Below are 12,406 nucleotides of genomic sequence, written 5' to 3'. Positions count from 1 at the left end.
CCCTGCCGGCGCGGGTTCACGGACGGCACCCCTGTTCGCCGGGAGCGGATCTGCCCGTGGCAGAAGCGTCAGGTGAGCAGCTGATCCAGCGGCCGTGGAATGGTGCTCGGGTCGAGGGCGCGCACGAGCGCGCGAGCGTACCGGGCCTTGCGGCCGCTCATCGTGCCCATGAAGCGGCGCAGTTGCCGCTCGATCGTCCGCCCGCGCTGCGCGGGTTGGTTCTGGAAGGTCCGGAACCTGGCCAGATCGCGCTCGGCGTCGATGACCTGCTCGACACCGTCGCTGCCGAGCGCACGGATCAGCTCGTCCTCCAGGTCGGTCACGCACACGTGGAAGCCCAGCGCTTCCATCGCCGAGCGGGTCAGGTCGCCGCCGAAGCCGGCCTGTTCCAGTCCGCGTCGGAAGAAGCCCTCCTCGGCCTCGTCGCAGAGCCCTCGTACGGTCAGCGCCAGCCCCTGCGCACCGAAAAGCCGCAGGTACCGGGCGACGCCCATCGCGCCGCCGATGGGCACGACGCACACGCCCTCGCCGGCCAGGTCGCGGTCACGCCGCTCGGCCAGCGCCTCCACCGCGCACTGGTCGCTGAACCCCTCGACGAGCACGACCGTGCGCAGGTCCCCGGCCAACCCCCGGGCCACTGTGGCGGCTGCCGCGGCGTCCGCACCGCCGGCCGCCCACGCGCGCACCGAGTTGCGGAAACGGTCCGGCTCTCGCACAGGTCAGAGTCTCGCAACCTCCGATGAGGACCGCCATCGGATTGTGAACGGAAACGGCTCGTCACCGGGTATCCGGTAACGAGCCGTTCTGCTCTGGTGGGCGATACTGGGTTTGAACCAGTGACCTCTTCCGTGTCAAGGAAGCGCGCTCCCACTGCGCCAATCGCCCGTGGTGACCGCCCGAACCGGCGGCCGAGCCCCGTCGGGGTGAATCGCGAGCGGACGACGGGATTCGAACCCGCGACCCTCACCTTGGCAAGGTGATGCGCTACCAGCTGCGCTACGTCCGCACGTCCCCGACAAGCGTCGGCGACAGGTGAACTCTACCCGACGCCAAGATCGCTTGGCGCGGCACCCTGGGCGGCGGCGGTTGCGCTGGCCCGCGCCGGGGTAATGAATGCCTCGACAGCACACCACACCCCCTTAAGGAGGCTGTCGTGGGTATCGGCACCAGCATCTTCCTGATCGCGCTCGGCGCGATCCTCACCTTCGCGCTGGACGCGAGCGTCGGCGGCATCAACCTCGACGTGGTCGGCTGGATCCTGATGGGTGCCGGCGTACTCGGCCTGATCATGACCACGCTGATCTGGGGTCGCCGCCGCTCCGTGGTCACCACCACCGAGCAGCCGGTGGAGTACCGCCAGGTCGAGGAGCGGCGGGACATCGCCCCGCCGCTGTGACAGGACCACTCTCGAGCGCTGGCGGAGCCGGCGGATCACCCGATGCCGAGCCGGCCGCCCCGATGAAGGCGGCCGGCTCGTCGCACCCGTGCCCCCGCGCCGCAGGAGGCACCGCCTCCGGGCGCGGCGCAGCCCTCACCGCATCAGCGCGTTGAGCGTGCCGTAGTCGAGGGCGTCCGCCAGCGCGCCGTACGTGCCCGCGCCGAGCGCCTCATCCGCCGCCCGGCGGGCAACCGTGTACGCGGCCTCCGCGACCGACGAGCCGAGGCTCACCCGGGCCACCCCCAGCCGGGCCAGCTCCCCCACCGTCGGCGCGCCCGGCCCGGCGAGCACGTTCAGCGGCGCCGGCACCGCCTGCACCAGCGCGCGGATGGTCACCGGGTCGACCACCCCGGGCACGAAAATGCCGTCTGCGCCGGCCGCGAGATAGGCAGCGGCCCGGGCCACGGTCTCGTCGAGGTCCCCGGCGCCGCTGAGGTATGTGTCGATCCGGGCGTTGACGTAGAGCGGCACGCCCGCCGCGTCGGCCGCGGCCCGCACCGCGCCGATCCGGGCACACTGGTCGGGCACATCGCGCAACGGCGGGCCGGCCTCATGTCGGGCGTCCTCGACGTTCACGCCGACGGCACCGGCGTCGAGCATCGCGCGGGTGGTCACGCCGACCTCCGCCGGTGTCGCCCCGTACCCGGACTCGATGTCCGCGGTGACCGGCAGCGACACCGAGGCGGTGACCCGGCCGACCAGGTCGACGGCCGCGTCGCGGCCGAGGACGTCGCCGTCGGGCGCACCCAGGCTCCAGGCGACGCCGGCGCTGGTGGTGGCCACCGCGCGGGCGCCAGCGGCCGCCACGATGCGGGCGCTCGCGGCATCCCAGGCGTTGACCAGGACCAGCGGCGACCCGGGGGTGTGCAGGGATCGGAACAGTTCAGCTCGGGTGTGTTGTTCGCTCACCCGGCAAGTCTCGATCGGCCACCGCCGCCGCAGTAATGTTTCAGTCCCAGCTGAATCCACCGGGGGTGCCGTGGTCGCCATCAGCTTGTCAGCGGGGGCGGTCGCCCGCATTCGGTTCGCCGTCTCCTGCCTGTGGGAGGTCGCCGCGAGCGTCCGGGTGCTACGCGACCCCGGGGACCACGCCGTCCACCTGCCCTGGGTACGCCGGGTCCGTCCACCGCTGGTCGAGGCGGGGTTGGTCGGCCAGGACGGCGGGCTGCTCTGGCAACTGGTGCCGACCCGGCCCGGCTACCTGGCCGACTTCCTCACCCCGCCGCCCGCCGGCCTCATCCCGGACCTGGCAACCGAACTGGCCGCACTTCGCGCCACCCCGGCCGACACCGTCCGCACGCATCTGGACCTGTACCCGGGCGACCGAAGGCCAGCGCTCACGGCCCTGTACGCCGACCCGCCGGGCGGGCTGCGCCGGCTGACCGAGGAGATCGCGGCGTACTGGCGGATCGCCCTGGCCCCGCACTGGCCACGGCTGCGGCTGCTGCTCGACGCGGACATCACCGCCCGCGCCCGCGTCCTCGCCGAGGACGGCGCGGCGGTGCTCCTCAACGACCTGCACCAGCAGGTCCGGTGGGAGGACGACACCCTGCGCGTCGCGCAGCGGCACTGCCTGGCGCCGGACGTCACGGGCGGCCCGGGCCTGGTGCTGGTCCCGTCCGTCTTCGTGTGGCCGTCGGTGGCGAGCGTGTCCGCAGGGGACGCGCCGCAGCTCGCCTATCCCGCCCGTGGGCTCGGCACCCTCTGGGAACGCCCGAACGGCGTCCCGGAAGCACTGGCCGCCGTGATCGGTCGCGGGCGGGCCCGACTGCTCACCGAACTGACCTCGCCGGTCAGCACCACCGAGCTGGCCCGGCGTAGCGACATGTCGCCCGCCGGGGTCTCCCAACACCTCACCGCATTACGCGCGGCCGGCCTGGTGGTGACCCACCGGCGGGGCCGGACGCTGCTCAGCGCCCGCACCGACCTCGCCGAGGCGCTGCTCTCCGCGACCGGGTAGCGGCACACGCGGGTGGGTCAGCGTGCTCCGGTGGTGCCGTCGACGGAATCAGAAATCGATGACCAGCCGGCCGCGCACCCCACCGGCCTCCAGGAGTTGGTGCGCGCGGGCCGCCTCCTCCGACGGGAACCGGCCGGCGACACGAAGGGTCAACGCACCCTCCTCGGCGAACTGTCGGAGCAGGTCGAGTTTGTCGCGGCGCCCGTCGTACTCGTGCACGTACGCGGCCACCATGGCGATCCCCCGTTGGTCAGCCTGGGCCAGCAGCACCGGGTCGGGGCCACCGCGTAGCAGCGCGACGGCACCACCGTCGCGGACCGCCGGCAGCAGCGCGCCGCCGATCAGCGCGGTGTCGACAGCGGCATCCACGCCGTCCGGGGCGTGCTCTCGAAAGCGGTCGGCGACACCCGGGCCTCGGGTCACCGTCACGTCAGCCCCGAGCGCGGCGACCAGGTCGACGTCACCGGGCGCCGCGTCGGCCAGCACCCGGTGACCGGCGGCTTTGGCGAGCTGTACGGCGTACCCGCCGACGGCGCCGGCCGCACCGGTCACGGCGAGGGTGCTGCCGGGCGACAGCCGTAGCTGGTCCAGCGCGTGCAGGGCGGTCAGCCCGTTCAACGGCAGGGTGGCCGCCTCGGCGAAGGACACGCCGGCAGGTGTGGGCGCCACCCAGGACTCCGGAAGCACGACCCATTCGGCGTACCCGCCTCCGGCTTCCCGGGTCGGGTTGATCATGGCCATCACCGGGTCGCCCGGCGCGAGAGCACCGCTGGTGCCGGGACCGACCTCGTCGATCGTGCCGGCGACGTCCTGACCGGGTAGGAGTGGCCCGGCCCCGCGGATCCGCACCGGCGTCATACCGGCCCGGATCAGGGTGTCCGCGGGGTTGACCCCCGCCGCGCGTACGCGGATGCGGACCTCGCCGGCGCCAGCGTGCGGCGTCGGAAGCTCGACCACCCGCAACACCTCCGGGCCGCCGTAGCGCAGCAGTCCGACCGCTCTCATTCTCGACTCCTCGTGATTCGGGGCCAGGCCAGACCAGTGGCCACTCGATGTGGAACAGAAGGCCGGCGCGTGCTCAGTCCAGGCAGGTGAGCGCGACCTCGGCGTAGCGCGTCAGCGCCGGTCGGTCCGGGTTGATGGCACCCATCACCCGCAGACCCTGAAGGCTGGTCACCAGGAAGCCGGCCAGGTCGCTGGCGCTGCGGTCCGAGGTGATCTGGCCCCGCAACTGCGCCTCCGCGAGGAGGTCGTAGAGCGCCAGCTCCAGGGACTGGGTGGTCGAGCGGAGCCGCTCGGCGACCCGCACGTCCTGGTGTGCCCGTTCCATCGACGCGCCGACGATGAGGCAGGAGAGGTGCTGGCCGTCGCCGGTGATGTCGTCCACCGTGCCGATGAACACCTCACGGATGACCGCTCGCGCGTCGTTGCCCGAGCGCAGCAGATCGACCATCGGTGCGGCGTAACGCTGCCGGTACAGGTCGAGCACCGCCAGGTAGAGGCCGTCCTTGCTGCCGAAGGCGGCGTAGATCGAGCCGCTGCCCAAGCCGGTCGCCTCCGCGAGGTCGCGCATGGAGGTGCCCTCGTAGCCCTTGGTCCGGAACACCTCCATGGCAGCGGTGACCGCGGCGTCGAGGTCGAACTCACGGGTACGTGCCATACCTGAACGCTACCCCCTATCTGGAACGCTCGACAAAGTACCGCCCATCACAGGCACCCGGAGCGCCCCATTTCCCCAGGTGAGACCCGCATTATGAGCCAGATCATGGCGTGGTGGGCGGTCAGCGGCGCCGGCGAGGTCGCCCGTCTGCCGATCATGACCGTGGCGATCAGGGAGGCTGCGGCGGTTCCCACGCCACCCGGCCTGCACATCACCGAAACCACGGGTGTTGACCCTCTGAACCAACCCGCAGGGGAGTCGCCGCCTGACGGAAACCATTGACTATGGGAGTCAGACAGCGTTGTCTTTCACTGGCGGCAGCAAAGGAGAGCAGTGGTCGACGACGTGTCCCTCGTGTTCTGCGTGAGCGCCGACATGTCGGTGCGCGAGCGGATGGTCCGACGCCTCAACGGCCTCGGCACGCTGGTGATCTGCACCAACCTCGCCGAACTGCAAGCCATGATCGGCCCGCCCCTGATCGGCGCACCGGCCCCGCTTGCCACCCCCGCGACCGCCCCCGCCCCGGATCCAACCGCAGCCGCCGCCGCTCCAGCCGCCGCCAACGCGGCCGGTCACATCAGCCTCGGCAACCTCACGATCGACCCGCTCGACCATCTGGTGACCTGGCGCGGACAACCGCTGCCGCTGACCCGACTGGAGCGGGACCTGCTCACGCACCTCGCCACCGCACCGCTCGGAGTCTGGACGTACGAGAGGCTCTTCGAGTCGGTCTGGGGCTGCGCGTACCTCGGCGACACGGCGGTTCTGCACTCGGCCGTGAAGCGGTTGCGCCGCAAACTGCGTGCCACCGGTGACGAGGTGCGCGTGCACACCGTACGCGGGATCGGCTACCGGCTCAGCGTCGACTGAGGCCCGCACCGTACGCAAAACGGCTCGTCACCGGTCTTCCGGTAACGAGCCGTTTCGTGCTGGTGGGCGATACTGGGTTTGAACCAGTGACCTCTTCCGTGTCAAGGAAGCGCGCTCCCACTGCGCCAATCGCCCGTGCTTGTTGCCGAGGTGGGGACGGGATTTGAACCCGCGTAGACGGCTTTGCAGGCCGTTGCCTCGCCTCTCGGCCACCCCACCGAGGTTGCCCCCGTCATACGTGGCGGCAGCTCCGAGCGGACGACGGGATTCGAACCCGCGACCCTCACCTTGGCAAGGTGATGCGCTACCAGCTGCGCTACGTCCGCACGCCCCCGGACGTTCCCGGGTGACGGATGAGAACTTTAGCCGAGCCGGTGAATGACTGCCAACTCGGGGTCTCCCCGGCGCGTCCCACCCCGTCGGGAAGGCACGGCCGGGACCACCACCCGCAGGCTTCCTAGGGGGCTGGTCTGGTGTCCCGGTCCGTTGCCAGCCGCCACACTCCGGCATCGCTGGCCAGCGATACGTCGCCCTCCGGCCGACGGACGTTTGCGCAGGCCAGCCCATGGTGGCAGACCTCGGTGAACGCTCTCAGCAGAACGACCGACAGCACCATGAGGAATTGTCCGGCTTCCGACTGTCGCATCGCGGATCAGGCCGCGGTGGTAACTGTTCGTGTTCGGTCGGATGGGCTACGGTAACGGTCGTGACGAGACGTGCGGCCGAAATCCGCCTGGATGCCCTGCTGCGCACCGCCTGTGACGTGATCGTCGAGCGCGGTCTGGCCAACACCCGAACAGCGGACGTGGCGCAGGCCGCCGGCGTGAGCCAGGCGCTGGTTTTCTACCACTTCGCCACCAAGGAGCGGTTGCTCGCGCAGGCTTTCGCGTACGCGGTCGAGCAGGATCTGGCTCGACTGGACGCGGTGACCCGCTCCTCGGCCCCACCGCTGACCAAGCTCCGCCGGATCCTCAAGCTCTACACCCCGGCAGGGCGGGCGACCTCCTGGTCAATGTGGATCGACGGCTGGTCCGAATCGCTGCGTACCCCGGAATTGGAGAAGGTCTCCCGCCGGCTCGACCTGCGCTGGCGGCAGGACCTGGCCGCGGTGATCTCGGCCGGGGTGGCCGACGGCACCTTCCAGTGCGCCGACCCGGACGGGGCCGCCTGGCGGATCAGCGCGGTGATGGACGGCCTTGCCGTACAACTCGCCGTGCACGACCGGGTGATCTCCCGCCGCCAGTTCGGCGAGTGGGTCCGGCTGGTGACCGCCCGGGAGCTCGGCCTGGACCTGACCGACCTGGACTGAGCGGGCAGCCCGCCAGCGATCACCCACCCCAGGCCGGGCAAAACGGCTCCGCCCGCCCCGCCGACCGGAACAATCGGCAGCATGGATCTACTGGAGGCGTACCGCCGGAGCCTGGCCGAATTCATCGACCGGGTGGACCAGGTCGAGGCCGGCCAGTGGTCCGACCCGACGCCCTGCCCGGACTGGGACGTACGCGCGCTGGTCAACCACGTGGTGAATGAGGACCGGTGGAGCGTTCCGCTACTCGCGGGCCGGACCATCGACGAGGTCGGCGACCGGCTCGACGGCGATCTGCTCGGCGCCGACCCGATCGCGGCGGCGCGGGAGGCCGCCGCTCAGGCCGAGATCGCGGCCACCCATCCCGGGACGATCGACCGCACCGTGCACCTCTCCGGTGGCGACGCCCCGGCCGCCGAATACCTCCAGCAGCTCCTCGCCGAGCACCTCATCCACGGCTGGGACGTGGCGGTGGCGATCGGAGCCCAGCCGCGGCTCGACCCGAACGCCGTGCACCTCGCCGCTCAATGGTTCGCCGGCCAGATGGAGAACTACCGGCGCAACAAGCTGGTCCAGACCGGGGTGCAGGTGTCCGACGACGTCGACGAGCAGGACCGCCTGCTGGCCGCCTTCGGCCGCGACCCCGACTGGGCGCCGGGCGACTGACCCCGCGCAGCATGCCGGGCGACTGAGCACGAGCAGCGTCGTCAGCTCCGGCGTTCGACGTTGGCCCGCGCCCGGAAGCGGCTGGTCTCCAACCGCCAGGCCGAGCGGAGGCTGCCGAAGACGGTACGCGGCGGCCAGCGAGAGCGCGTCGCGGTCCACACCGCGCAGCAGCGCCAGCGGCCAGAGCGGCTTGCGCGGGTCCCGCCAGGCGGCGGGCTCGACGGTCAGATCGACATCGACGGCCATGGCCAACCTCTGGTCTCGCGTCCTGCACCGACTGCGGCAACCGCGTCGCCCCTTTACAAGGGAATGGTTTTGTAAAGACGATTTATCTCGATCTGTTGGCGTGTCGGCGACCCCAGACCTTGCCGCCACCACGATCGACTGATATCCACAGATGCACATGCGTCACCGCGCAGCGACGGCCGGCGACCGCCGGCCATCCCGCTCCCACGAGGAGGTCCCGTGCCACAACCGGAGTGGTCACCCCCGATGAGCCGGCGTCGACGCCGGCTCATCGCCGTCCTGGCGACGACGGCGACGGTCGCCGCGCTACTCCCCACCGGCGTGAGCACCGCGGCCCCACCGGCGGCCCAGCGTCTACCGAGCGCCGGTCCGGACCATTTGCCGAGGGGCACGCGCCCGCCGACGCCGACAACCGCAGCGGTACGGCAGCACCCGACGCCCGCCAGCGCGGCCTGGCCCGCGCCGCCGACCCCGACGTCCGGTGGAACCGGCTCGGCACCCCGCAGGCTCTCGGACCCGGTCGCACCCCCCTCGCAACCGGGCTGCCCTCCGACCCGGAGGCCGCCGCCCGCGCCTACCTGAGCGCCAACCGCGACCTGTTCGGCATGGACGCCACCGCAGTGGCCAGCATGGAACGGGTGTTGGTCCGGCCGATCGGCAGCGGTGCCGTGGTCACCCTCCGGCAACGCTTCGGCGACCTGCCCGCCGGGCCGGACGGCCTCGTCACCGTCGCGGTCGCCGACGGCACGGTGCTCTCGGTCAGCTCCTCGCTGGCCCGGAACACCGGCGCCCCCGCACCGGCCACCCGCACCGCCGAGCAGGCGTACGCCGCCGCGCTCGCCGACGCCAAGCTGACCGCCAGCGCGGTGGCCAGTCACACCATCCGACCGGTGGCCGTACCCACCCCGCTGGACGGGCCTCGGGCCGCCTACGAGGTCACCATGATCGGCGCGGACACCGACCACCCGGCCGCGTTCACCAGCTACGTGGACGGCATCAGCGGGCAGGTGCTGGTCCGTGAGGACCTCGTCGACTTCGACTCCGACAACCCGAGCTGGGCGGTCTTCCCGGCCACCCCGCCCCGCGACCTCGGCCCCGGGCAGGACCCCCGGGTGCGCTGGTGCGGCGACCCGTCACCCGGCTGCCAGGCAGCCTTCCGCGACCCGGCCACCGGCCAACCGTGGGATGTCGACGCGGCCACCGGCACGCCAACCTTCACCTCGCGCGGCAACTCGGCCAACACGGTGCTCTCCTGGGGTGCGGGCACCCCGATCGTCCCGGCCACCACCAGCCCGGAACGCCGCTACGAATATCCCTTCACCGACCAGTGGCACCAGGCCCGATGCAACCCGGAGGTGTTCACCTCCGCCCAGCGCAACGACGCGGACGCGTCGATCGCCAACCTCTTCGCCATGCACAACCGGCTGCACGACTGGTCGTACCAGTTGGGCTTCACCGAGTCGGCGTGGAACCTCCAGGCGGTCAACCTCACCCCCTCCGGGCTGGGCGGTGACGCCGAGCAGGGCCGTGCTCAGCAGGGCGCGCTGACCGGCAACCGGAACAACGCCAACCAGGGCACCCCGCGCGACGGACTGCCGCCGACCACCAACATGTACCTGTGGCAGCCGCAGGCCGGCGGACCTTACCCGCCGTGCGTGGACGGCGACTACGACATGACGGTGATCGGCCACGAATACACCCACGCGATCACCAACCGGATGATCGCCGGCCCGGACAGCGGGATCGGCGGCCACCAGGGCGGGGCGATGGGTGAGTCGTGGGGCGACCTGCTCGCCGCCGAATACCTCTTCCAGCACGGGTTGCGCGCACCCGGAGAGACGCCCTTCGTCACCGGCGGCTACGTCACCGGCAACCTGGTCAGCGGCATCCGCAACTACGACCTCAGCCGCAGCCCGCTCAACTACTCCGACATCGGCTACAACACCGGTGGCCCCGCCGTGCACGCCGACGGGGAGATCTGGGGTGCCACCAACTTCCGGGTCCGCTCCGCGCTGGTCAAGCGGTACGGCCTCGGCACCCCACAGCGGCAGCTCGACTGCGCACAGGGGAAGGTCGCCGCCGACCAGTGCCCCGGCAACCGACGCTGGTCGCAACTGGTCTTCGACTCGTTCCTGCTCCAGGCCGCCAGCCAGGTCAGCATGCTCGACATGCGGGACAACATGCTCACCGCCGATCTGCTCCGCTTCGGCGGCGCCAACCAGGACCTGATCTGGGCCGAGTTCGCCCGCTCCGGGATGGGCCGGGACGCCGTCACCAACGGTGCCGGCGACACCGACCCGACGCCGAGCTTCGCCTCGCCGCGCGGTGGCAACGCGACGCTCACCCTGCGCCCGCGCGGGGACAGCGCCGACGCGCCGATCCGGGTGTACGTAGGGGCGTACGAGGCGCGGGCCGTGCCGGTGGCCGACACCGACCCGGCGACGCCGATCCCGGACACCGTCGAGCTGGTGGCCGGCACGTACGACCTGCTCGCTGTGGCCCCCGGCTTCGGGCACCAGCGGCTCAGCACGGTCGCCAAGGCCGGCCAGGACGGGTACGTGGACCTGCGGTTGAGCCGCAACCTGGCATCCACGGCGTCCGGCGCCACGGTCACCGGCGACGGGGTCAACCTGGACCGGATCGTCGACGACACCGAGGCGACGAACTGGGCATCCCTCGACGGGGTCGCCGGCCGGCAGCTCACCGTGGCGTTGCCCGGGGACGCCGCGCAGGTGGTCAAACGCGTGAACGTCAGCGCGATGCTGCGCCCGGCGATCACCGGCGACGCCGACACCGGCAGCCAGAACGCGCTCACCGCGCTGCGCTCGTTCGCGGTGTCGGCCTGCAACGCGAAGACCACCGACTGCGCCGACCCGGCGCGCTGGCAGCGCATCTACACCAGCGCGGGCGACGCGTTCCCCGGTGGGGCGTACCGGGCGTACAGCCGGGACATCAACCTCCGGACGTTCGCGGTTCCCAGCACCGTCGCCACCCACCTGCGGCTCGAGGTGCTGGCGAGCCAGTGCACCGGCGGCCCGCACTACGCGGGCGAGCAGGACGACGACCCGGCCACGACGACGGACTGCGCGACCGCGAGCCCGGCTCGGAGCCAGGTCAGGATCGCCGAGTTCCAGGCGTTCTCGAAGTGACAGCGGTGGGGCCGGCGGACCTGCCGCCGGCCCCACCGGCCCAAACAGGCTCCGCCGGCCCTGCCGGCCCAACAAGCTCCGCCGGCCCTCGCTCAGCGGCGGGCTGGATGCCACCGGTCGGGTGGGGCCGGGCGCTCCCAGGTCCGGTCCACCGGCGGGTCGTCGGCGGTGCCGGCCGCAGCCCGGGTCAGGTGGCGCAGCCGCAGCAGCAGCCCCAACCCGAGCGAGAGCAGCAGCCCACCGAGCAGGAACGCGGCCGGCACCACGCCGAACCCACCAGACTGGGAGACCGGGCGTCCAGCACCGGCTGCGGGAGGCGGCGCGGCGTCGTACGTCTGGCCCCCGACCGGCTCCTCCGCCTCGGTGCTCTCCGCCTCGGCCGACTCGCTCGCCGTCGCAGTGGGCCGCGCCTGCGTGGCGGTCGGCTTCGGCGTACGGGTCGGGGTGCCGCCCACACCCACCACCGAACGGGTGGCCGTCTGCCGGGCCAGCAGGCGCGCGTTGGCGTCGTACGCCTCAGCGGCGAGCGTGACCCGTCCCTGGGTGACGTCCTCGGCGAAGGCCAACCGATAGCGGGCGGTGACCGTGCGGTCCCGGCAGAGCGTGCCCGGGTCGAGCTGCCGGTCGGTCAGCCGGGCCACGTCGCCATCGGTCTGGATCTCCAGGGGGAAGTCCCCGGTGTCCTCCACCCGATCCATCTTCACCTGGTCGAGTCGGAGGCCCTGGACGCTGAGCACCATCGACCAGCGCACCTTCACGCAGCCGCCGCGCTGGTCGGTCCGCGAGACGACGGCGGACACCGTGCGCACCTGCTCACCGGCGGTGAACTGGGCCGGCAGCCCACTCAGCTCGGTGGTGAACGCCGCCTGTGCCGGAGCGACCAATGCCAGCTCCACCCCGCTCAGACAGGCCAGCACCACCCCTACCCGCAGCGCATTCCGCCACACCGTCACCACCACCGCCGCCCTTCGTTCGGTTGCCTCCACTGGGCAACGCTAGGAGCGGCGCGTCGACCCGACCAGACGGGTGTGTTCGCACCGGACGGCAAGGAGAGGGCGGCTTTTCACCGACCGTGGTGAACCGGTCACCGCTCCCCCGCGACACGCCGAGA

12 protein-coding genes and 5 tRNA genes are annotated in these 12,406 nt (G+C 72.0%); 7 read left to right on the top strand and 10 right to left on the bottom strand.

The annotated features are described in order from the left end of the window. Positions 1-68: 68 nt before the first annotated feature. From PCA76_RS08515 to PCA76_RS08505, 3 genes are all read right to left on the bottom strand, one after another. Positions 69-716: a TOPRIM nucleotidyl transferase/hydrolase domain-containing protein gene (locus tag PCA76_RS08515; RefSeq protein WP_272616512.1), complete on the bottom strand. Its 648-nt coding sequence runs from the start codon at positions 714-716 to the stop codon at positions 69-71. Between the two features lie 94 nt (positions 717-810). Then, positions 811-885 (bottom strand) — tRNA-Val (locus PCA76_RS08510). Between the two features lie 48 nt (positions 886-933). Beyond that, positions 934-1,006: transfer RNA gene (locus tag PCA76_RS08505), tRNA-Gly, on the bottom strand. Positions 1,007-1,153: 147 nt separating this feature from the next. On the opposite strand from PCA76_RS08505, the gene PCA76_RS08500 reads away from it, so the two are divergent. Beyond that, on the top strand, positions 1,154-1,396 hold the full coding sequence (locus tag PCA76_RS08500; RefSeq protein ID WP_272616511.1) for a DUF6458 family protein: 243 nt from the start codon (positions 1,154-1,156) through the stop codon (positions 1,394-1,396). Positions 1,397-1,531: 135 nt separating this feature from the next. Here the strand turns inward: PCA76_RS08500 and PCA76_RS08495 are convergent, their stop codons facing one another. Beyond that, complete coding sequence (locus PCA76_RS08495; RefSeq protein WP_272616510.1) at positions 1,532-2,347, bottom strand: isocitrate lyase/PEP mutase family protein; 816 nt, start codon at positions 2,345-2,347, stop codon at positions 1,532-1,534. Positions 2,348-2,417: 70 nt separating this feature from the next. Between PCA76_RS08495 and PCA76_RS08490 the strand changes: the two genes are divergently transcribed. Next, complete coding sequence (locus tag PCA76_RS08490) at positions 2,418-3,398, top strand: ArsR/SmtB family transcription factor (protein WP_272616509.1); 981 nt, start codon at positions 2,418-2,420, stop codon at positions 3,396-3,398. Positions 3,399-3,446: 48 nt separating this feature from the next. Here the strand turns inward: PCA76_RS08490 and PCA76_RS08485 are convergent, their stop codons facing one another. Both PCA76_RS08485 and PCA76_RS08480 read right to left on the bottom strand, forming a co-directional pair. Beyond that, entirely contained in the window at positions 3,447-4,403 is a 957-nt protein-coding gene (locus tag PCA76_RS08485; protein WP_272616508.1) for an NADP-dependent oxidoreductase, read from the bottom strand. Positions 4,404-4,476: 73 nt separating this feature from the next. Further along, positions 4,477-5,058: a TetR/AcrR family transcriptional regulator gene (locus tag PCA76_RS08480; RefSeq protein ID WP_272616507.1), complete on the bottom strand. Its 582-nt coding sequence runs from the start codon at positions 5,056-5,058 to the stop codon at positions 4,477-4,479. Positions 5,059-5,151: 93 nt separating this feature from the next. Here PCA76_RS08480 and PCA76_RS08475 point away from each other — a divergent pair, with 93 nt between their 5' ends. Together PCA76_RS08475 and PCA76_RS08470 are read left to right on the top strand one after the other, a co-directional pair. Then, on the top strand, positions 5,152-5,340 hold the full coding sequence (locus tag PCA76_RS08475; protein ID WP_272616506.1) for a hypothetical protein: 189 nt from the start codon (positions 5,152-5,154) through the stop codon (positions 5,338-5,340). 93 nt (positions 5,341-5,433) lie between these two features. Next, positions 5,434-5,928, top strand: coding sequence for a winged helix-turn-helix domain-containing protein (locus tag PCA76_RS08470; RefSeq protein ID WP_272619253.1), 495 nt, complete (start codon positions 5,434-5,436; stop codon positions 5,926-5,928). Between the two features lie 60 nt (positions 5,929-5,988). Here the strand turns inward: PCA76_RS08470 and PCA76_RS08465 are convergent. From PCA76_RS08465 to PCA76_RS08455, 3 genes are all read right to left on the bottom strand, one after another. Then, positions 5,989-6,063 (bottom strand) — tRNA-Val (locus PCA76_RS08465). A 13-nt stretch (positions 6,064-6,076) separates the two neighbouring features. Further along, positions 6,077-6,147 (bottom strand) — tRNA-Cys (locus PCA76_RS08460). A gap of 34 nt (positions 6,148-6,181) precedes the next feature. Further along, positions 6,182-6,254: transfer RNA gene (locus tag PCA76_RS08455), tRNA-Gly, on the bottom strand. 380 nt (positions 6,255-6,634) lie between these two features. Between PCA76_RS08455 and PCA76_RS08450 the strand changes: the two genes are divergently transcribed. From PCA76_RS08450 to PCA76_RS08440, 3 genes are all read left to right on the top strand, one after another. Then, positions 6,635-7,237, top strand: coding sequence for a TetR/AcrR family transcriptional regulator (locus tag PCA76_RS08450; RefSeq protein ID WP_210913457.1), 603 nt, complete (start codon positions 6,635-6,637; stop codon positions 7,235-7,237). Positions 7,238-7,318: 81 nt separating this feature from the next. Next, positions 7,319-7,900, top strand: a complete 582-nt coding sequence (locus PCA76_RS08445) for a TIGR03086 family metal-binding protein (RefSeq protein ID WP_272616505.1) — start codon at positions 7,319-7,321, stop codon at positions 7,898-7,900. A 479-nt stretch (positions 7,901-8,379) separates the two neighbouring features. Then, a complete protein-coding gene (locus PCA76_RS08440; RefSeq protein WP_272616504.1) occupies positions 8,380-11,295 on the top strand; it encodes a M36 family metallopeptidase in 2,916 nt (971 codons plus the stop codon). A 92-nt stretch (positions 11,296-11,387) separates the two neighbouring features. Here the strand turns inward: PCA76_RS08440 and PCA76_RS08435 are convergent, their stop codons facing one another. Then, a complete protein-coding gene (locus PCA76_RS08435; protein WP_272616503.1) occupies positions 11,388-12,281 on the bottom strand; it encodes a hypothetical protein in 894 nt (297 codons plus the stop codon). Between the last annotated feature and the right edge of the window lie 125 nt (positions 12,282-12,406).

This window comes from Micromonospora sp. LH3U1 (genome assembly GCF_028475105.1).
In the GTDB taxonomy this organism is placed as follows: Bacteria; Actinomycetota; Actinomycetes; order Mycobacteriales; family Micromonosporaceae; genus Micromonospora.
This window is presented reverse-complemented; position numbering and strand designations above follow the sequence as displayed.